Origin of the sequence: Pectinatus brassicae (assembly GCF_014201835.1) — a bacterium.
GTDB lineage: Bacteria > Bacillota > Negativicutes > Selenomonadales > Selenomonadaceae > Pectinatus > Pectinatus brassicae.
On record NZ_JACHFH010000024.1, the window covers coordinates 1 to 21,459 of the forward strand.

16 protein-coding genes are annotated in these 21,459 nt (G+C 36.1%); 5 read left to right on the forward strand and 11 right to left on the reverse strand.

All coding sequences use genetic code 11. The features are described from left to right. Positions 1-106 precede the first annotated feature (106 nt). The 7 genes from uvrA to HNR32_RS09515 all read right to left on the reverse strand — a co-directional run bounded on the left by uvrA (position 107) and on the right by HNR32_RS09515 (position 10,677). Complete coding sequence (gene uvrA / locus HNR32_RS09485; RefSeq protein WP_231038053.1) at positions 107-2,227, reverse strand: excinuclease ABC subunit UvrA; 2,121 nt, start codon at positions 2,225-2,227, stop codon at positions 107-109. A 516-nt stretch (positions 2,228-2,743) separates the two neighbouring features. Then, a complete protein-coding gene (locus HNR32_RS09490) occupies positions 2,744-4,120 on the reverse strand; it encodes a phosphoglucose isomerase-related protein (RefSeq protein ID WP_183862029.1) in 1,377 nt (458 codons plus the stop codon). A 173-nt stretch (positions 4,121-4,293) separates the two neighbouring features. Further along, a complete protein-coding gene (tnpB, locus tag HNR32_RS09495) occupies positions 4,294-5,403 on the reverse strand; it encodes an IS200/IS605 family element RNA-guided endonuclease TnpB (RefSeq protein ID WP_183862031.1) in 1,110 nt (369 codons plus the stop codon). 646 nt (positions 5,404-6,049) lie between these two features. After that, complete coding sequence (gene galU, locus HNR32_RS09500) at positions 6,050-6,928, reverse strand: UTP--glucose-1-phosphate uridylyltransferase GalU (RefSeq protein ID WP_183862033.1); 879 nt, start codon at positions 6,926-6,928, stop codon at positions 6,050-6,052. A gap of 29 nt (positions 6,929-6,957) precedes the next feature. Further along, complete coding sequence (locus HNR32_RS09505; protein ID WP_183862035.1) at positions 6,958-8,310, reverse strand: phosphohexomutase domain-containing protein; 1,353 nt, start codon at positions 8,308-8,310, stop codon at positions 6,958-6,960. A 152-nt stretch (positions 8,311-8,462) separates the two neighbouring features. Then, the gene (locus HNR32_RS09510) at positions 8,463-9,803 is read right to left on the reverse strand and encodes an MATE family efflux transporter (protein ID WP_183862037.1); all 1,341 of its coding nucleotides are present in this window, start codon (positions 9,801-9,803) and stop codon (positions 8,463-8,465) included. A 115-nt stretch (positions 9,804-9,918) separates the two neighbouring features. Then, positions 9,919-10,677 (reverse strand): YdcF family protein, encoded by a 759-nt coding sequence (locus tag HNR32_RS09515; protein ID WP_183862039.1) that lies wholly within the window; start codon positions 10,675-10,677, stop codon positions 9,919-9,921. Between the two features lie 98 nt (positions 10,678-10,775). Here HNR32_RS09515 and HNR32_RS09520 point away from each other — a divergent pair, with 98 nt between their 5' ends. The 3 genes from HNR32_RS09520 to HNR32_RS09530 all read left to right on the forward strand — a co-directional run bounded on the left by HNR32_RS09520 (position 10,776) and on the right by HNR32_RS09530 (position 12,742). After that, positions 10,776-11,117, forward strand: coding sequence for a cupin domain-containing protein (locus HNR32_RS09520; RefSeq protein ID WP_183862040.1), 342 nt, complete (start codon positions 10,776-10,778; stop codon positions 11,115-11,117). A gap of 320 nt (positions 11,118-11,437) precedes the next feature. Beyond that, complete coding sequence (locus HNR32_RS09525) at positions 11,438-12,091, forward strand: NUDIX hydrolase (RefSeq protein WP_183862042.1); 654 nt, start codon at positions 11,438-11,440, stop codon at positions 12,089-12,091. Positions 12,092-12,418: 327 nt separating this feature from the next. After that, on the forward strand, positions 12,419-12,742 hold the full coding sequence (locus HNR32_RS09530) for a winged helix-turn-helix transcriptional regulator (protein ID WP_183862044.1): 324 nt from the start codon (positions 12,419-12,421) through the stop codon (positions 12,740-12,742). Positions 12,743-12,777: 35 nt separating this feature from the next. On the opposite strand, the gene HNR32_RS09535 is transcribed toward HNR32_RS09530, so the two are convergent. After that, positions 12,778-14,154: a mannose-1-phosphate guanylyltransferase/mannose-6-phosphate isomerase gene (locus tag HNR32_RS09535; RefSeq protein WP_183862046.1), complete on the reverse strand. Its 1,377-nt coding sequence runs from the start codon at positions 14,152-14,154 to the stop codon at positions 12,778-12,780. A gap of 421 nt (positions 14,155-14,575) precedes the next feature. Then, positions 14,576-15,421, reverse strand: coding sequence for a dTDP-4-dehydrorhamnose reductase (gene rfbD, locus HNR32_RS09540; RefSeq protein ID WP_183862048.1), 846 nt, complete (start codon positions 15,419-15,421; stop codon positions 14,576-14,578). A 229-nt stretch (positions 15,422-15,650) separates the two neighbouring features. Here rfbD and HNR32_RS09545 point away from each other — a divergent pair, with 229 nt between their 5' ends. Both HNR32_RS09545 and brnQ read left to right on the forward strand, forming a co-directional pair. Next, complete coding sequence (locus HNR32_RS09545) at positions 15,651-17,417, forward strand: GGDEF domain-containing protein (protein WP_183862050.1); 1,767 nt, start codon at positions 15,651-15,653, stop codon at positions 17,415-17,417. Between the two features lie 109 nt (positions 17,418-17,526). After that, positions 17,527-18,891: a branched-chain amino acid transport system II carrier protein gene (gene brnQ, locus HNR32_RS09550; RefSeq protein ID WP_183862052.1), complete on the forward strand. Its 1,365-nt coding sequence runs from the start codon at positions 17,527-17,529 to the stop codon at positions 18,889-18,891. 364 nt (positions 18,892-19,255) lie between these two features. Here the strand turns inward: brnQ and HNR32_RS09555 are convergent, their stop codons facing one another. Then, a complete protein-coding gene (locus tag HNR32_RS09555; protein ID WP_183862054.1) occupies positions 19,256-20,140 on the reverse strand; it encodes a response regulator in 885 nt (294 codons plus the stop codon). Between the two features lies 1 nt (position 20,141). After that, positions 20,142-21,455 carry a sensor histidine kinase gene (locus HNR32_RS14375; RefSeq protein ID WP_183862056.1) on the reverse strand — a complete coding sequence of 438 codons (1,314 nt, stop codon included), beginning with the start codon at positions 21,453-21,455 and terminating at the stop codon, positions 20,142-20,144. Positions 21,456-21,459 lie beyond the last annotated feature (4 nt).

The window sequence follows — 21,459 nt, forward strand, 5'->3', positions numbered from 1 at the left end:
CAGTATTGGATTGGTCTTTTGCCAATCTCTATATGCATATTTCTATACATACTGACTAGTTTGGTCGCCTAACTCACGACTTAAGTCACGAGTGTGCGGCTCCCATTTAATCAAATATACTGGTATAAGTAGCCGGATTAGAGCGTGGTGTACGACCAATAGGTGATTGGTCGATATCAATTATCTTATCGATATTTTCAATTCCCTTTATTTCTTTATGCTTGCCCGGCTTACCTTTTGCTGTATAAAATTCTGTTGCCAATCCCTTAAATAAAATTTCATTTACCAAGGTTGATTTACCTGAACCAGATACTCCTGTAACTACCGTCAAAACACCTAGTGGGAATTTTACCCGCAGATTTTTTAAATTATTTTCAGCTGCACCAATCACTTCAATATATTTGCCATTTCCCTGGCGCCTTGTAAGCGGCACTGGAATAAACTTCTTACGACTCAAATATTGCCCGGTCATGGATGCTTCTACCTGTTTTATTTCCTCAGCTGTTCCCTGAGCTACTACCTTACCGCCATTAGCTCCGGCCAGCGGTCCAATATCAATAATATTATCAGCTGCATACATGGTATCTTCATCATGTTCCACAACTATTAAGGTATTGCCTAAATCACGTAGATGCTTAAGCGTTGCTAACAGACGATTATTATCACGCTGATGCAGTCCAATACTCGGCTCATCAAGAATATATAAAACACCCATAAGCCCTGAACCAATCTGCGTTGCTAATCTTATTCGCTGGGCTTCGCCACCGGATAAAGTTCCGGCCGCCCGACTTAAAGTAAGGTAATCAAGCCCCACATTCAGCAAAAAACCTAAGCGGGCATCTATTTCCTTTAATATCTGCGCCGCAATAATTTTATCACGTTCATCCAATTGCAGTGCTTCAAAAAATTTATGATTTTCCTCTATTGTCATATTTGTTACTTCATTGATATTTTTCTCGCCAATAGTTATCGATAATGCTTCTGGCTTTAATCGTGCGCCATGACAGGTAGGACATGGCGTTGTACTCATATATGCCTCATAGCCTTCACGCATCACATCGGAATTTGTTTCCCGATAGCGTCTGGCTAACAGGGGCATTACACCTTCGAAGCTTGTATGATATTCCTTTAGTTCGCCGAACATGTTTTCATAGGAAAAACTATACTGTTCTTCACCTGTCCCGTACAGTAATTTTTCCTGCACATCCTTTTTTACTGCTGTCCACGGTGTATCCAGTGTATAGCCATATACTTTAAGCACAGCATCTATCTGACACATCGCATACGACGCTGGATTTTTTGATAATGGGGCAAATAATCCATCAGCAAAGGGCATATTTTTATTGGGCATAACGAGTTCCAAATCAAACTCCTGCCGACTGCCTAATCCATCACAATCAGGACAAGCTCCATATGGGCTGTTAAAGGAAAACATCCTTGGTGCAATTTCCGGCAGGCTGATACCGCAGTCAATACAGGCAAAATTTTGGCTATACATTAATAACTCACCATCGATTACCTGCACATAAACAATGTCATCGCCTAGTTCCAATGCCGTTTCTACTGAATCTGCCAGTCTTGACTCCATGCCTTCCCGCACAATTAATCTGTCAATAACAACCTCAATCGTATGTTTCTTATTTTTTTCCAGCTCAATATCTTCATTAATATCAATAATATTACCATCAATCCTGACACGTACATAGCCCTGTTTTCTGATATCTTCCAATAATTTTTTATGCTGACCTTTTTTACCGCGGACTACCTGAGCCATAATCATTAATTTACTTTTTTCTGGTAAACTCATTATACTATCCAAAATCTGGTCAACACTTTGCTGTGCTATCGGCTTACCGCATTTAGGACAATGTGGTTTACCGGCACGAGCAAATAATAAACGCAGATAATCGTATATTTCAGTTACCGTTCCCACTGTCGAACGGGGATTGCGGCTGGTTGTTTTCTGGTCTATTGATATTGCCGGCGACAAACCTTCGATATAATCAACATCCGGCTTATCCATCTGTCCAAGAAACTGTCGGGCATAAGAAGACAATGATTCCACATAGCGTCTTTGACCTTCAGCATAGATAGTGTCAAACGCCAAAGAAGATTTTCCTGAGCCCGATAAACCTGTAATAACTACAAGCTTATCACGCGGAATAGTAACATCTATATTTTTTAAATTATGCGCACGTGCGCCTTTTATTTTTATTTCATCCGGCAAAGTATTCACTCCCAAATCATCTATAAATAAACTCTAATATGAACATTATATATTAAAAAATAATCTTTTTCCATAGTTAACTTATATAAATTTACATTTAATCATTTATTTTTATTACCGAATTTTTTATAAGATAAAAAATAATGAGTCTGCTGCATACATATTACTATTTAATACCCAAAGGCTCCCCCATAGGGGAGCTGGCAGCTTTAGCTGACTGAGGGGTTAACTAGCTTATTTCTTAACCCTTCCGTCATTGCTTCACAATGCCACCTTCCCTACAGGGACGGCTTTTAAACCATATCATAACTAATATTGTTTTTCTAATCAATATACAGCTCTACTCCAAGATAACTGACAGGTTTAATTGCCTGAGGAATTAACCTACTTATTACATAAATTTTTTTATCACTACCTCATAGTACCTCCTCTTTTACATAAATATCTTTCAAATTGCAAAAAAAGGCTGCCACACATATTTATTAATGTGCGGCAGCCTTTTTAAGTTAATTCATATTATTTATTTTGTGCTTTTACTTCCTGAAGTTTTGGTCCCATAATACGTTTATAGGCTTCAACGCCTGGCTGATTAAATGCATCAACATTAGCCAATTCGCCTTCATAAGCTATAGACATAGCCAACATATAAAGCAGCTGTCCAAGATTAAATGCATCCAGTTTAGGCATGCTGAACAACGCATTAAAACGTTTATTAGAAGTAAGCGCATCAGCATTGGACTGACGGGCAACTTCCAAAGCCTGACCCATTGTTACACCGGAAATATCGGATAATTTCTGCGCTTCAGGGAAAGCATTAGGAATTGTTATATCATTATCCCATTCATTGATACGGATAAATTGAACAATTTTATTAAGCTTGCCTTCCTGATGCTGCTGGGTCTGAGAATGCATATCACGTGTACCCAATGCTACGATTGGTGTACGACCATAGCAAACTTCTTTATCATCTTTATCAAACTGTTTGCCCAAAGATTCAGCAAGCAGCTGGATATACCACATGGAAACAGATTCCAAATAATCACCGTATGGCATCATTACTTCTTCATCGCGTCCATATTTTTCAGCTGCAATATATTTAAGTGCTGCATTAAGCATAGCCGGATTCTGCCAAATATCATCATTTTGGCAAGCAATATCCATCTGCTTAGCACCTTCCAAAAATGCTTCAATATCAAAACCGGTAACAGCTGCTAATACCAAACCTACTTCACAGAAAATAGTAAAACGTCCACCAATACCATCTGGTACAGCAAAGCTTTCCCAATTATTTTCCATAGCCATTTTCTTAAGTAAGGTTGGTTTCTTTTCATTAGGATCGGTAACAGCAACAATTTCTATTTCCACATTAGGATTATCTTTTAAAGCATTATAAATAACCATAAAGTTAGACATGGTATCAAGTGTACCACCTGACTTGGAAATACAAATAAGCATTACTGTATATTTGTGCGGATTCTTTTTATCATGATTCATTGCCATATCAGCAGCATGGCTTATATAATCAATTAAATCTTTTGTGCTGCGCGGGTCAATATTATTGCCGCTAAAGAACACTTTTGGATAGCCATTGCGTTCTTCTTTAGTTTTTAAATTCCAATAACTGCCGCATTGTACATCAAACAGTACTTTATTGCCTAAGAATGAGCCGCCAATACCAAGTGAAACAACAGCATCAACACGATTACGTGCTGATTCACCAAATTTTTTCAAGCGGGCAATTGATTCCGGGGAATTAAGATTACCTTCTTCAATATAAGGTAATTGGCTGAATAATACTTTTTCTGGGGTACCATCTTTTGATAAATGCGCGTGGATAACACCGGTCTTACGCATTACATCCATAGCTTCATGCGCTTTTTTTATCTCTGGCATCAATTCTTCTACATCATTTTTTGTTACACCATTATCACCAAAAAGATTGTCATACTGAACCTCCCACGACTAAAGTCGCGGGGTTCCTGCTTCACAGATAGTTGCGCAAAAAACACGTCTTACATTATCTCCACAGGCTATCCCCGTAGTTCCTACGGTTCTTATATATGTTATTACACTGCTGTGTTTAAAATTCTTAATCCTTCATTGCGAATGTTTATAGCGGCATTTATGTCTCTGTCGTGATGCGATTTGCATTCAGGACATTCCCAATGTCTTATAGTAATGTCTTTTATTTCTTTATTTTGATAACCACAATTATGACAAATCTGACTTGATGGATAGAATTTATCTATTTGCATTATTTCTTTGCCATACCACTGAGCTTTATATTTTAGCTGGCGGATAAATTCTGACCAACTGGCATCTATAATACTACGGGCAAGTTTGTGGTTTTTCAGCATGTTATTTACTTGTAAGTCTTCTAAGCAGATAACATCATAGTTTTCTATAAGTTTGAGCGAGAGTTTATGCAGCATATCTTTTCGCTGATTTGCAATACGTGCCTGTAGTCTGGCCACTTTGATTCTTGCTTTATTTTTGTTTGCGCTGCCCTTTGTTTTTCGGGACAAGCGTCTTTGCAGTTTGGCAAGTTTTTCCAGTGACTGTTTGAGGTATTTATGACGGGGATATTTATCGCCATCGGATGTAATTGCAAATTCTTTTAAGCCAAGGTCGATACCGACATAGTTGTCAGTTCGTTTAAAAACAGGTTTTTTTACTTCGGTGCAACATAGAGATACAAAGTATTTACCATCGGGCGTTTGTGATATTACAGCGTTTAATATTCTGCCCTGTGGTATTTGTTTGTCTCTTATTTTTACTTTACCCAGCTTGGGAAGTTTTATCTTTGTTCCCAAAAATTCAATGTTGCCATTAGTAAAGTTTGTCTTGTAAGATTTATGCCTGTTCTTTTTTGACTTGAATTTAGGAAAGCCAGTATTTTTACGCTTAAAGAAATTCTGATAGGCCGTATCGAGGTCTTTTAACGAGTTTTGTAGGGAACATTTATCCGGCTCTTTCAGCCAGATGTTCGCTTTTTTTAACTGCGTTAAATTTCTTGAACACTTGGAAAATGTAAGTGTTGTTTTATCATCTTGATATGCTTTAATTCGCATAGCGAGATAGTGGTTAAAGACATATCTTACACAGCCAAATGTTTTTTGTATCAGTATTTCCTGTATTTTGTTGGGATATATCCTAAATTTGAAGGCTTTTTCCATAACGTACTCACTTTTCTTTTCATCTTTACAAGATTATCGCCTGATTACCTTAAAAATAACATGCAGGCTTTAGAAAAGCAAGTTTTTCATAGTAACATATATAAGAATCGTAAGTTCTTTTTTAGTCGTATTGGGGAGGTGTCGTTCACACAGGTTCGCTGCTTCCTATGCGGTTCTCTTATGAACTCCTTTATGTTTCCATAAAGCACAGACTATATCTTGTCCTTCGGCATTATCCGTTAAGGTCTGCCCACTTCCGGTCGCTTGACCGTACTTCCCTCAAGAGGAATAGTCGTTGGGGATTCTCCTGTTCGGAGCTTTCCTGCTGATTGTCCATTTTCTTAGTGTTTAGGGTTTAACCTTGCACCATACAGTATATTTTTTCTACTTTCGTCGCCGTCACGTTTGAGTTTATTTCATCTTAGCGTTGTGGCTATACTGTCTTTAGGAGTTTCCAGCATTTCAAGCAGTATTGGATTGGTTTTTTGCCAATCTCTATATGCATATTTCTATACATACTGACTAGTTTGGTCGCCTAACTCACGAGCAAAGTCACGAGTGTGCGGCTCCCATTTAATCAAATTCAAATCCTGATTCTAGCTTTAAACTCATTACTAATATACCCCTCTTCTTAATAGATGAACATTTATTTCAATAATGGCCCAATAGATTTCACTAAATAAGCCATAAAACGATCACGTAATTCCGGTCTTTTTAGCGCCTGCTCTACAGTGGCTTCTAAAAATCCTTCTTTATCGCCAATATCATAGCGTCGTCCGGCAAAATTAAGGGCATAAACCTTCTGGTTGCGCCCCAGTTCACAAATGGCATCTGTCAACTGTATTTCATGTCCACTGCCCGGCTGGGTATGCTCTAAAATTTTAAAAATCTCTGGATCTAATATATAGCGACCCAATACAGCCAGATCAGAAGGTGCTTTGTCAATATCTGGTTTTTCAACTAAATTTTTAGCCAGCCAAACATTGTCATTTACCTGCTCAGGGTCAACTATACCATAGTTAGATACCTGATCGTGTGCTACCTTTTGTACTCCCAAAATACTGCCGCCTAAATCATCATAAGCCTTTATCAATTGAGCTAAACATGGCACTTCCGCATCAACTAAATCATCGCCTAATAATACGGCAAACGGTTCATTGCCGACAAACTGTTTAGCACATAATACAGCATGCCCAAGGCCACGCGCTTCTTTTTGCCGAATAAAATGCAGGGAAATACTCGATATCTCTTCAATAGTCTTAAGCATTTCATATTTACCTTTGGATTTAAGCTGCAGTTCAAGTTCCAAAGAACGGTCAAAATGGTCTTCAATTGAACGCTTATTACGTCCCGTTATTACCAGAATTTCTTCAATACCAGAGGCAATGGCTTCTTCAATAATAAACTGTATTGCCGGTTTATCAACAATTGGCAGCATTTCCTTGGGCTGTGCCTTAGTCGCTGGTAAGAAACGTGTCCCCAGACCAGCTGCCGGGATAATAGCTTTTCTTATCTTTTTCTGCATAAATTACAAATCCAATCCTATATTTTCTTTTACGCTCTTATTATTTCTAATAATTCTTTTGTTTTGGCATCCAATAATTCTTTATCACCGCGTGCTTCGACATTTAGACGAATGACCGGTTCTGTATTGGATATCCGCAGATTAAAGCGCCAGTCAGCAAAAGCTACGCTCAATCCATCTGTTTTATCAACCTGTCCTTTAGGTCCATATAATTCTTCCATTTTCAGCATAACCGCAGCACCATCTTTTACCGTGCTGTTTATTTCACCGCTTATCGGGTAGCGCTGCATACGTTCAGCCAACATCTTTGATAATGGCTGATTCGCTTTAGACACTAATTCTAAAACAAGCAGCCAGGTAATCATGCCACTATCACAAAATGTGAATTCACGGAAGTAATTATGGGCTGACATTTCACCGCCATATACAGCATCAACCTTGCGCATCATTTCCTTAATAAAGGCATGTCCACTTTTACACATAACTGGTATTCCGCCAGCTTCTTCAACAATCTCAATAGTATTCCATATCAAGCGTGGATCGTAAATTATCTTTGCTCCTGGGTTTTTATCAAGAAAAGCCTTAGCTAGGAAACCTACTATATAGTACCCCTCTATCATATCGCCTTTTTCATCAAAAATAAAGCATCTGTCAAAATCACCATCCCAGGCAATACCAACATCAGCATTATTTTCGCGTACAGCTTTAGCTGTAGCTACACGATTTTCCAGCAAAATGGGATTAGGTACGCCATTAGGAAAATTACCATCAGGCTCATTATTTATTTTAATAAACTCAAAAGGCAATGCCTTTTCCATTTCGTCAAGAATCGGACCTGCGGCTCCGTTACCAGCATTAACTACTATCTTTAACGGTTTTAAATCTTTTTTATCTACATAAGCCAAAATATGGTCAACATAATCAGCCATAATGTCCTTTTGCTCTACAGAACCTTTTGTTGCTGCTATTTCACCAAGTTCGCCAGCAATTGCTTTATTTTCTATATCCTTAAGACCAGTATCAGCGCTTATTGGGCGGGCTCCCTCGCGTACTAATTTCATACCATTATAATCCTTAGGATTATGACTGGCGGTTATCATTATTCCGCCATCAAGCTGCCAAAAATATGTAGCAAAATAAATCATTTCAGTACCGCACTGACCAATATCGATAACATCACAGCCCATATCAGTAAGTCCCTGTACCAAAGCATCTCTTATATCAGGTCCAGACAAACGTATATCATGTCCGACAACTACCTTCTTAGCCGCAAATGACTTTGCGAAAACCCTTCCTATACGATAGGCTAATTCCTCATTTACTTCTTCTGGATACTTTCCACGAATATCATATGCTTTAAAAGCTGTACGTTTTAATTCCATTATGCATTATTCCCCTCTTATTTAATTTTTCAAACAAATATATCTTATTAAAAAATTACATAAAAACCTTAATATATATTCTCTATATAACGGTAAATTTCCTTTTAAAAGTTTATACGCATTACTATTATAGCAGAAAAGTTAAACGTTTACTATAACTTATCATAATTCAAAATATGTTTTTTAGTATAATAATACATTATTGCTAACGGCACACATGAACCAATCCAAGCCAAGGGATTGGCAAAACAAGCTCCTGTATACCCCCAGATTTTTACCAAAAAGATTGCCGCGGCAGCACGCATAATAAGTTCCATAACACCTGCTATTGTCGGCACAATACTTTGTCCCAATCCCTGCAAAGTAAAACGATAAATAAATAGAAATGATAAAACAATATAATTTATTCCATCTATAATTAAATATAAATGTCCATATTCTATAACCTTTTGTTCACTGGCACCAACAAATTGTTCCAACATAACAGGACCAAACGTTATTAAGATAACTGCGATAACTAGCGCAAAGCCCCCAGACATAAACATGCATTTTTTTACACCGTCATTAATTCTGTCTATTTTTCGCGCACCATAATTTTGTGCCGTATAGGCCGCCATGGCCATGCCAAATGACATCATTGGCATAATTGCTATAGCGTCAATTTTTTGGGCCGCAGCATAAGCCGCCACTGCTATTTCACCCAAACCATTTAAGGCTATCTGTAAAATAATCGCACCTACGGCAATTATTGAAGCCTGAAATCCCATAGGAATCCCAATACGCAGATGCTGCCAAATAAAATTTCCATTCATATGCCAATCTTCTTTTTTAAAACGCAGTATCGGCATTTTTTTTGCAATATAAATAAAACATAAAATTGCTGACAACAACTGAGATATAACCGTTGCCGCAGCCGCACCGGCAATTCCCAGCCCCAAAGATAATATAAATATGATTTCCAATAATATATTAATAACCGTTGCAAAAATCAAAAAATATAAAGGCGTACGACTATCTCCTAATGCTCTTATAAAGTTCATCAGCATATTAAACATAATAGTTACCGTCGTACCTGCATAAATAATGCTTATAAAAGAATAGGCATTGTCCAGTATTGCTGCTGGGGTATTCATAAACAGCAGCATCGGCTTTGCTATAAACATACCAATACTCGTCAAAATAATCGCTGTAACTATACAAATCGCCAAACATGCTGCTGCACTTTTACGTACACCAGCCATATCACCTGCACCAAAACGTTGACCTGTATAAATAGCCAATCCATTGGTGAAACCCAAAACAAGACCGATCATTAAAAACATCAGACTGCCGCAACAGCCCACAGCGGCCAATGCACTTACTCCTAAAAATCTTCCCACTAATAATGTATCAACCAATGCATACATCTGTTGAAAAACATTACCTATTATCAGCGGGACAGCAAAAGAAAAAATAAGCTTAGCCGGTCCGCCTACTGTCAAATCTCTTGTCATTATATTCACCAAGTCCAATATATTTTTATTGTAAATAATCATTTATTATCTGAGTCATAATAGCATAAAGAAGTAAAATTTGCAAAATTATTTTTTTTTTACAATAAATTTATAATTAAAACTTTAAATATTTTGCTACAATATATCTGAGATTTTCCTGTAGTGCCATTTCCGTATCAGCTAAAGCCGCGGCTGACGGTGCTAATTTATTATAATGAAATACGTGCTCTTTATTACTGAAATAATCTGCTGGATAAGGTGTCACAGCAACACCGGCTTGTTTAAAATTAAGCACAGCCCGGCGCATGTGAAATGCAGATGTTACCAACAATGGCTCTTCCAAACAATGCTCCTGCAGAATTTTTGCAGAATAAACAGCATTTTGCTTAGTGTTAAGACTTTTATCTTCTACTAATATTTTATTCTCCGGCACACCTAAATCCATCAATACACGTTTAGCTATAACAGCTTCCTTGCCACTATCCTCATAAACCTGTCCGCCTGATACAATAATTGGCACATGCAGTATTTTTTGCAGTCTAACTGCCGTAAGCAGACGATTTGCCGGCACACTACGCAATTCTCCAACCCCTGTTACATCAGGTCTATCTAATGTAGCTCCGCCCCCCAGCATAATAATAGCATCTCCCGTAGGATATGCTGGCGGATTATATATGTTTTCTAAATTTCCAACCAAATTTTCTGCCACCCAGCCTGTTGATAATACATACAAAAGAAATGTTATAATAAAAATTGTCCCAGCAATTCTGCTCTTTCCTTTTTTATAGCAGCATCGAGCCAGCAACATAAACATTACTATAAAAATTCCCGGCGGTAAAATAAAACTCGCCCCGAATTTCAACAAATAAATCATTAATCCAATTCCCCCACAAGGATATTTTTCGCCAATCACGAAATATTATATATTATATTATCACAAATTAATAAAATTTAGTAAAGAGGCGTTGTATTATGTTAATGAAAAAACAAGAAATCATCCGTGCTGAAAAAAAAGCTGGCGGTAAAGGCCATATACTAATCGAGCATTTAATAACTCCTGCTGAAATGAAAGATAAATGCCAAATGTTTGCCAAAGTAACCTTAGAACCGCATTGCTCGCTCGGTTATCACCAGCATGTCGGCAATAACGAAACCTATCATATAATTGAAGGAACCGGCCTTTATAATGATAATGGCAAAGAAATTACTGTGCAGTCTGGCGATACCACCTTTTGCCCAGATGGTGAATATCATGGCATTGAAAACACCGGTGACAGCAATCTTGTATTTATGGCATTGATTATTACCGAATAAATTTACATACACTAATTTAACCCTTCCGACTTGGCTACGCCAAGCCACCTTCCCTTGCTACAGTTCTTTGCACTTCAGTGCTTAGAAATGTAGTAAGCAAAGCAGAAATGTAGTACACACAGTGCAAGGAACGGCTTACAAACCATATATACCAAATCAAGTAGTATTCACTTAAAAAATACTACTTGATTCAATGCTATAATTTTAGCTACTATTACATATACGCTCTATCCCAACAGGCTCCCATTTAGGGGAGCTGGCGGCTTAAGCCGTCTGAGGGGTTATTTTATAAATACGTATATATTCCAGAGGTTATACATATGTTAAATAGCGATTTAGAAAATATAAAAAAAATAATACCCGCTGTGCCTGGTATTTTGGGAAAAGATGATTACATAAATGCTGCTGTACTTGTACTGCTGCTTTCAATAAATAACGAATACCATTTATTATTGCAGCAGCGAAGTGCTTTTATTTCCCAAGCCAATGAAATATGTTTTCCCGGCGGCAAGTTTGACAGCAGTTTAGATAACTCCATGCAGGATACTGCATTGCGTGAAACCGAAGAAGAACTTGGTCTTAACGCTAAAAACATCTCCATAATTGGTCAATTAGACACCTTATGTTTATCGATTGGCAAAACTATCGATATATTTATTGGAACTGCTGATTATACTCTGGCAGATGTCCAAATTGACAGTAATGAAGTTGATCATGCCTTTACTTTACCGTTATCGTATTTTAAAAACAATCCACCAGAAAAATATAGTGTTATGGTAAAAAATCATCCCTTTATAAATTCACCCCATAAAATTATTACATTTCTACCAGCGAAAAGAATTGGCTTGCCGCCTCGTTATCATAATGCCTGGGGAACTTTTAAACAGCCTATTTTTGTTTACAAAACACCAGAAGGTATTATTTGGGGATTAACTGCCCGTATTATTAATCATATAATAAGTCAATTACCTTAAAAAATCGGCATTCTTTCCATATTATCCACATCGTTTTAGTAATGTTTAAACGTAAAGTTAATTTTTATTTAATTTTTTCTGCAGCAAATTATCTATATTAAACAAATAACTGCCTGACAATATAAGTGCTACTGCTGCTGTTAAATATATTAAATACTAGTCTTAAAACCAATAAACTAACTTCATAATAGCTGTATTTCATACTAATAGCCTCTTTCTATTTACTTTCTTTTTATTTTTTAATTACTTTATGTAAGTATCATAATATACGTACTTACTTTTGTCAAGTAAATATGTTATTATTATATTGGAAGGAGTTGATTTATCATGAATAAGTTTTCACTATGTCCTCGTTATGAAATAGCATTTTCTATATTAGGTAAAAAATGGACAGGTCTTATTATAAGATGCCTCTTAGATGGTCCAAAAAGATTTTCTGACCTGTCTGAGTTAATTCCCCATTTAAGTGCCAAAGTCCTTGCGGACAGAATGAAAGAACTTGAGCAATTGAAGTTAGTCAATCGTACTGTTTATCCTGAAATTCCAGTAAAAATTGAATATTCATTAACTGAGCAGGGCCGCGATTTAGAACAAACTTTGCATGCTGTACAAGCATGGGCAGAGAAATGGATTACCGTTGATTGCAAATAGCAAAAAACCTCGGATAGCAAAATCCGAGGTTTTTGCTATTTGGTATTATCCATATATTCTACATCATCATCAGCAAGATATTCCCCGCTGGCTACTTCAATTATTATCAAAGGCACTTTTCCAGGATTTTCCAAACTGTATGGCGTTGTCATTGGTATGAATACACTTTCATTGCCATGCATCATTCGATTTTCTCCATCAATACCAATAAAAGCAGCGCCTCTGGTTACAATCCAATGCACTGCCCGATGATAATGCATTCTTACTGGTAAAACTCCGCCCGGATTTATTGTTAATTTTCTCATACAATAACCTGGTCCTTCATTTAATAATGCTGCCTGTCCCCATTTATAATAAATAGTCGTATGTTCATCAACTTCCCGCCGTCCACGCGCTTTTAAAGTATTTACTATTTCCCTTACATATTGAGATTCACCTTTTTGCGCCACAAGAATTACATCATCAGTTTCGACAACCATAATATCTTTTAAGCCAATCCCTGCAATCAAGCGACTTTGACTCCACAGTAAACTATCATTACAATTTATTCTTATACAATCACCCTTTACAGCATTACCGCTAGAATCCTTCTCTAGTACCTCGTATAATGCATCCCAAGAGCCTACATCATTCCAATATAAATCAAGCGGAATCATTACACCACGCTGTGTTTTCTCTGCTACAGCATAATCAATAGAAATTCCTGGCATGTTAGCAAAATTTGCTGCCGTTTCCTCATAAGTATTGCCAATATATTTAACTATAGGATTAGCGTATTTCTGCAATTCCTCATAATAAGTCTGCCATGTAAAACAAAACATGCCTGAGTTCCAGAAATATTTTGTATCTTCTGTATATTCTAAGGCAGTTTTTTTATCTGGTTTTTCTGTAAAACCAGATATTTTATAAAAACCATTTTCTTCTTTTATACCTGTCCTAATATAACCAAAAGCAGTTTCCGGTTTTGTTGTTTTTGCTCCAAATGCTACAAAACTACCTCTTTGTGCTTCCCTTTCCGCTTTTTCTACTATATCATTATATATTTTTAGTGGTCTTATAATATGGTCAGAAGGTGCTATAAACAATGCTTCATCGTCCTGGCTATTTAAAATATCCTTACAATATTGAGCTGCTAAAACAATGGCTGGTGCAGTGTTTCTGGCTTCATTTTCAATAACTATATGCGCCTCTAATGCATTGCATTCAGCTAATTCACTTTTTACTGAAAAAAGGTAATCCTTACCAGTTACTATAACTATATCCGTTACCTTTACAATCTGGCGGAATCTATCAATAGTTTCCGCTAAAAGTGATTTATCCTGATTTATATGCAAAAACTGTTTAGGACGTTTCTTGCGTGACAGTGGAAATAAACGTGTTCCGCCACCACCAGCTAAAATAATTACTTTCATATATAAATTCTCCAATCATTATAGTTATAAATAGACTATCGTACATTAATAAATAATGGATTCAACCTTATTTTTAGTTTTTTAAAGACTTCCCTTTAGGGAAGGTGGCACTGCAAAGCAGTGACGGAATGGTTATATAATAAGTCAAACCCCTCAGTCAGCTAAAGCTGCCAGCTCCCCTGCATGGGAGCCTTTGGTGATTATCATACACGGGTTCGCTTCATCAAAACAGCTTTTTCCGTATACCATTTTTTTCACTTCAATGCTTAGAAATGTAGTAAGCAAAGCAGAAATATAGTACACACAGTGCAAGGGACTGCTTTTAGAACCTCACTAATAATTTATGCAAATTTAATATAATTACTATTGGTTGTAAGGCTCCCTTATAGGGGAGCTGGCGGCAAAGCCGTCTGAGGGGTTATTATCCATTGAGTTCTTTTATATATCTATCTAAGGCATCATGCCAATCTGGCAGACGCTTAAAGCCCGCTTCATCCAAAGATTTTTTACTTAAACGTGAATTTAGTGGTCTTTTAGCTTTAGTTGGATAAGCCTCACTAGGCTGACCTGTTACCTCAACATTTTTTCCCGCTAATTTAAAAATTTCCGCAGCGAACTGTGCCCATGAGCATATTCCTTCATTAGTAGCATGATATGTACCATATTTTTCACTTTGTGCCATATCACAAAGCAACGGTGCTAAATCAGCTGTATATGTAGGTGAACCTATCTGGTCATCAACTACCTTTAAATCAGCATGACTGTCAGCCAATTTCAGCATTGTTTTTATGAAATTATGTCCATTTATACCAAAAACCCAGGATATTCTTACAATAAAATATTTCTCCAATAAATCTTTTACAATTTCTTCTCCGTCAAGCTTGGACTTTCCATATACATTTGGCGGATTTTTTTCATCATCGATATTATAAAATTTTTCGCCATCCCCTGGGAATACATAATCTGTGCTTATATATATTAATTTGGCATCAATTAACTTACAGCCATCAGCTATAGCTTTTACTGCATCAACATTTATTTTCCGACACAAATCCACTTCATCTTCGGCCTTATCTACTGCTGTATAAGCTGCACAATGAATAACTACCTCAGGCTTATATCCTTCTATAAATTGCTGTATCGCTTTTTTATCAGTTAAATCAAAATCACTGCGCACAGCACCATAATATGCTATATTTCTTCTATCCAACTCACGACAGACATCAAACCCCAGCTGTCCTGAACAGCCTGTTACCAAAATCTTCATATATTTCCCCCACATTTACTGCTTTTAAAGTATGATTATTACTTATTCTCCTTTTTACTTATATATCCTTTATTATAAGCTACAAAGACTATATTTACAAAAACACATTAATATTACGTTAACATAATCTCTTTCACAATTGCTTTTAAGAGAAATATACGATAGAATTATTAGACTACTAAATATATATATATTAACTCTGTCATTTTTATTTTATAAAGGATTTTTTATGTATTTTATACGCCTATTACGACCTTTTACCGTCTTATTTGTTTTTATTAATATTCTTTTTTTTAATATTGACGGTTTTGCTTCCAGTAAGCATATCTTAATTTTAAATAGCTATGAAGCCGACTATCCCGCTACCTCAGACTGGTTTAGCGGTTTAAAAAACACCTTGAATAACAATGAAAATATTAATTTTACCTACTCCAATGAATATTTTCATCTTTTATATTTTGGACAGCAGCCTGACTATTTACAGGAAATGGCGCGGCATATTGCCAGTAAGTACAAGCAGCACCCACCAGATTTAATTATTAGTGACAGTTACCTGCTATCTTATTTTAATTCCTATTTGGAGAAAATTTTTCCAAATACAAAAATTTTATGCTTAGACCCATCTTGTGATAAAATTTCCGCTTATAATAAATCTGCCAATATTATTCCTATACAAGGCTTTGGCAATGAATACCAAAAAAACATTCCACTTATTTTAAATCTTTTTCCTGAAACAAAAAAAATTATTGTTATTGTCAATGACTCCTATTTTGGTAAACGCGCCATAAAAGATATATCATTATCAAGCAACAAATATAAAAATACCGTCAATTTTGTTTTTACCAATAAAATGCATTATGCCGAAATGATTCATGAAATCAGCTACTCTCCACCCCATACAGTCATCTTTTTCCTAGGCTGGAACAGCTATCTGCATGATGAACACCTCTCCTCAATTCAAATGTTCAATCATATAAAGGAAAATACAAATTTCCCTATTTTTACACTCAACCCCTATTATATAGGTAATGGTGCTATCGGCGGCTATATAAATCATTGGGATAAGCTAGGACAGCAAACAGCCACTATCAGTTTGGATGTTTTAAATAATCCCAGCCATAAAAATTCATATACTATCGCCCCCATTAATGAATACATTTTTGATTGGAATCAATTAAATCGCTGGAATATAAGCACTCAAGTTCTACCTATTAATTCCCAAGTAAAATTCGAGCCTCTATCTTTTTGGCAGCATTATAAACACTGGCTGATCATTGGCTGCAGTATTATTATAGTTCAGGCTTTCTTTATTGCGTTTTTGTTGTTTACCTACCAAAAACGGAAAAAAGCTGAGCTGGAAATAAAAAATCTAAATAATAATTTAGAAAATACCATTCATCAGCGTACCGCCCAGCTACAAGCTACTATTGCTGAATTAACTAATATAAAGTACACGCAGGATGCAACCAACAAATATTTAATAAAATTAAATCAGCAGTTACAGACAAAAGCTATGACCGATGAATTAACGGGGCTTTACAATCGTCGTTATGCTCTAGAAAAGCTTAAACAGCTTATTAAAAATTACAATACTAACCATACAAATTTTTCTTTAGCCATAACCGATATTGATTTCTTTAAAAAATTTAATGATTCTTACGGTCATGACACTGGTGATTTTGTACTAATATCCATAACCCAGTCAATGCGCTTCTTACTTCCCAATAACTTTATTGTTTCACGCTGGGGTGGCGAAGAATTTGTAATATTAATGCCCGAAACAAATGTCACTGAGGCTGCCGCAGTGCTTGATGAATTCCGTCAGACATTAGCAGAAAAAATATGGACATATAATCTGCAGCAATTACATATTACCATGACATTTGGCATAACAGCTGTACAAGTCAATGATACCGCAGATAACCTGCTAAAACGAGCCGATGCTGCACTTTATTCAGGTAAAGAAAATGGCCGCAATACCATCGTAATAAAATAAAATTACAATACACCTATCGTTTTAATTTATACTTTAGACGATAGGTGTATTTTTGTGGTACAATATAGCCTGTATTTAATATATTCAACAATCTTAAAGAGGTGTAATAATGACCTACAATAAAATTTCCTTATCATCGTACATATTTGTCGGTTCAATGTTATTTGGTCTTTTCTTTGGTGCTGGTAACTTAATATTCCCAGTACATATGGGGCAAGAGGCTGGTACTAACATTTTGCCGGTAATAGCTGGTTTTTTGCTTACTGGTGTTGGTCTGCCATTTCTTGGTGTAATCGCCATTGGATTTTCTCAATGTGATGACTTATATGAACTTTCCAGCCGTGTACATCCTGGCTATGCCTTATTTCTTACTATCGCCTTAAACCTTACCATCGGGCCTATATTCGCCTTGCCGCGTCTAGGCTCAGTATCTTATGAAATTGGACTTTCTCCTTATATAGAGCCAGCTCATCAAACTATCGCTCTATTGGTTTTCACTGCCATTTTCTTCATTGTTGCACTTATATTTTCTCTAAAACCTAATAAAATACTCCTTTGGATAGGTAAAATATTAAATCCATTATTCTTAATGTTTTTAGCGGTACTGATTATCGTAGCTTTTATCCATCCCATGGGACAGGGACATCTGCATGCCGCCCAGGGTGCTTATACTACTTCGCCATTCTTCCATGGTTTTACTGAAGGTTATAACACTATGGATGCTTTAGCTTCACTAGTCTTTGGTGTTATCGTTATCGATACCCTTCGCAATCTCGGCCTTAGTACACCTAGTGAAATGACCATGGGGGCATTAAAGTCTGGTATAATTGCTGTTGTTTTAATGTGTATTATCTATACCTGCCTGACTTATATTGGCGCATACAGTTCCAATCAATTTGCCGTTTCAGCCAATGGTGGGATTGCGCTGGCTCAAATTGCCGACCATTACCTTGGTACTGCTGGTGCTATACTTCTGGCTATTATTGTAACCCTTGCCTGTCTCAAAACTTCTATCGGACTTATTACCGCCTGTTCTGATATTTTTCATAAAATGTTTCCTAATGGTATCAGCTACGAAAAATATGTATTTATCTTTACCTTTATATCTTTTGTAGTCAGTAATGTCGGTCTTACCGAAATAATCAGTCTGGCTGTCCCTGTATTAATGTTTTTATATCCTCTATGCATAACACTGATAATATTGACATTTTTGTCCCCTATATTTCGCCACGACCGCAGCATTTATGTAATAACTACAATTTTTACTGCCATTGCTGCTTTAGGTGATGCCTTAAACAGCACACCTGCTGTTATAAAAGGCAGTGCCATCGTACAAAATATTCTTGGTCTTTATCACAGTTATATTCCCTTCTTTGATATTGGTATGGGCTGGACAATCCCTGCGCTTATCGGACTTATCATTGGAATTATCTTTTGTATAAAGAATAATATTTTCAGCCGACCAAAATTTTAATATAAATATTTGAAAAATAAGGCCGTAGTGCATAATTTTAATGCGCTACGGCTTTGTTTTTATAATTTTAAATTTTTATCCATGTGCATTTCATTCTTATTGTGCTTACTATATTGTCAAAGCTACACTATGTAATAGTTCTTATTTGTACTTAGATATATCTCCCATGAACCCCTCAGACGGCTTTGCCGCCAGCTCCCCTATAGTGGAGCCTTACAACTATACCCTTATTTTCAACAAGTTCTATCAAAATCACTTTTATATTGTATATTATTTTAAAGCCTTCCCTGTAGGGAAGGTGGCACTGCAAAGCAGTGACGAAAGGGTTTTATCTAATGTCCCCTTGCTATAACTAGCTTATTTTTTATTTATTACTGTCACTATATAATGTCCGAATAAATCGCTTACTATTTATATGAACCTGTGAAATCTGAATTTTTTCTTCCTTTTCTAACTTTTTCATAACAGCATATATCTCTGCCAAATCAAAATATCTTGCTGCATAGTCATCAAACTTAGGATTAGCACAATCCACATTTCCAAATGATGCTATATTTACCATAGCTTGAAAAATAGTTCTTCGTATGCGCTGTTCCATTGCTTTTACTTCTTTTTTTATATCGACAACGTTTTTTTCTTTTGCTATCTGTACAAAAATTTCTTTTAATGCGGGAAATGATTGTTCAACCTGCTGTCCATTATTGTCCAGCCATTGTAACATCTGTACAAAATCACTACCACCACTTTCACCGGCAATACCCAAATCACGCAAAATCACTTTTCCCGCCATAGCCAGTGAATGCTTATCTTTCTGCTCACTGCTTTTATCACTATTTAATATATTAGATAAATTATCTTTTACATTACTGACAAAATTTTGCAGATTAACATGTTCACAAGCAGTGTGTATTACCCCTACAACCTCATTGCGATTTATCGGCTTGGTTATATAATAATCAACGCCTAAAGCATAAGCTTTTCCTACCATTTCTTTATCCTCAACCTGGGACAGCATTATGATTTTTCCAGTGAAATTCTCTTTTATTGCTTTTACCGTTTCAACACCATCGCGTACCGGCATCAGCATATCAATTATCAGTATATCAATATTTTTTATATGCAGATAATTATTATCAATATCTACAGCATTATCAATAGACTCTACAATCTCACCAAGTTCAAAATCTTCAATAATATCCTCAAGCATATAGCGTACAGCCTTATCATCATCTATTAACATAAATCTCATATCAGCACTTCTCCTCAATCTCTGATAATGGTACATATATAGTACATTTTACTTCATTAACTCCATCTGATTCCATTTTTACACTACCGCCCAAACTTTTTACATGCTGCTGTACATATGATAAGCCCACACCAGTGGATGCCGTCCCATCAGATGCAAATTTAGTAGTATAACCGGCTTGAAATATTAATTCAAGCTTTTTCGGCTGAATGGAACTGCCGCTGTTTTTTATTTCTATTAATAACTCTCTACTTTTGCTCTGCAACTTTATTTCAATACTGCCAGTAGCTGTAATTGCCTCAACAGCATTGGAAACTATATTATTTATTAGAGCCAGCAAAGTATAAGCATGTAATTTTTTTATTTTTTTATCACCGCTGGCTGTAAATTTTATTCTTTTATGTAATGATTTGCCATACTGTTTATGAACATTGACAATAAAATCTAATAAATCATCTACTGCAAGATAATCTGCTATATGCTCCTGCTGGGTATTCATTAGTGTCATGAACCCTGCATGTATACGCTGATTATCCTTTTTTATTTCATGCAAAGCTCCTGCCAATGCCAAGACTTTTTGCGATAAAATATCATCTTTATCCTCTGACTGAGCCTTGATCTGCTCATATATTTTATAACACTCCCGTGTCAAATTCTCGGCATTTTTCTGTGACCGCTTCAATTGCAGTATTTCATTATATATATCAGTTATTAATAAAAGCATTTTTTCTTTTTCTTGTCGTTCCTGCTGCATACGCAGCTCCATCGTATATATTTGGGCCAAAAAGAAAAAACTCAAAATAAAAAAGCACCGAAGTACTGCAATAGCAACTATTTTTAGTACCATAGCTCCAGTGACAAAAAGCAAAGGATAATTAAAAACAATACAATTAGCAAACAATTCGGCAAAGCTGGCTGCAGTTTCTGCTAAAATTGACCAACCTGCAATCATCAATGCTTTATTGTAAATACTGCCCTTTTCCAGCTTAATAAACATAAACAAACTAGCATAAATAAAATAATAAAAAAAAGTAGGCAAGTGATTTATAACTGCCATCATAAAATTAATTTCCAAAATATAATAATCTAATATTGACCTAAATAAAACAACGACTATTCCTGCACTAAACCCTGTTGCCACCAGTATATTTTTAGGCAAAGATAATATAAATAATAAAAATACCGGTGACCCCAGGCTAACTTGGAAATTGGCAAAATCACCGCTTAGTGGATGAAATTTAAGTTCACCCGCTAATGGCACAAACAATAACATTAACAGCATAATCAACCATTTATTCTGCTTTCGAAAAAACACGATA

What these genes read in the sequence shown, in the direction of transcription:
- HNR32_RS09520 (WP_183862040.1), top strand. Translation starts at nt 10,776, where the DNA reads ATGTTAATGAAAAAACAAGAAATCATCCGTGCTGAAAAAAAAGCTGGC.
- HNR32_RS09555 (WP_183862054.1), bottom strand. Translation starts at nt 20,140, where the DNA reads ATGAGATTTATGTTAATAGATGATGATAAGGCTGTACGCTATATGCTT.
- HNR32_RS09530 (WP_183862044.1), top strand. Translation starts at nt 12,419, where the DNA reads ATGAATAAGTTTTCACTATGTCCTCGTTATGAAATAGCATTTTCTATA.
- HNR32_RS09510 (WP_183862037.1), bottom strand. Translation starts at nt 9,803, where the DNA reads ATGACAAGAGATTTGACAGTAGGCGGACCGGCTAAGCTTATTTTTTCT.
- HNR32_RS09505 (WP_183862035.1), bottom strand. Translation starts at nt 8,310, where the DNA reads ATGGAATTAAAACGTACAGCTTTTAAAGCATATGATATTCGTGGAAAG.
- galU (WP_183862033.1), bottom strand. Translation starts at nt 6,928, where the DNA reads ATGCAGAAAAAGATAAGAAAAGCTATTATCCCGGCAGCTGGTCTGGGG.
- HNR32_RS09515 (WP_183862039.1), bottom strand. Translation starts at nt 10,677, where the DNA reads ATGATTTATTTGTTGAAATTCGGGGCGAGTTTTATTTTACCGCCGGGA.
- brnQ (WP_183862052.1), top strand. Translation starts at nt 17,527, where the DNA reads ATGACCTACAATAAAATTTCCTTATCATCGTACATATTTGTCGGTTCA.
- tnpB (WP_183862031.1), bottom strand. Translation starts at nt 5,403, where the DNA reads ATGGAAAAAGCCTTCAAATTTAGGATATATCCCAACAAAATACAGGAA.
- rfbD (WP_183862048.1), bottom strand. Translation starts at nt 15,421, where the DNA reads ATGAAGATTTTGGTAACAGGCTGTTCAGGACAGCTGGGGTTTGATGTC.
- HNR32_RS09545 (WP_183862050.1), top strand. Translation starts at nt 15,651, where the DNA reads ATGTATTTTATACGCCTATTACGACCTTTTACCGTCTTATTTGTTTTT.
- HNR32_RS09525 (WP_183862042.1), top strand. Translation starts at nt 11,438, where the DNA reads ATGTTAAATAGCGATTTAGAAAATATAAAAAAAATAATACCCGCTGTG.
- HNR32_RS09490 (WP_183862029.1), bottom strand. Translation starts at nt 4,120, where the DNA reads ATGCCAGAGATAAAAAAAGCGCATGAAGCTATGGATGTAATGCGTAAG.
- HNR32_RS09535 (WP_183862046.1), bottom strand. Translation starts at nt 14,154, where the DNA reads ATGAAAGTAATTATTTTAGCTGGTGGTGGCGGAACACGTTTATTTCCA.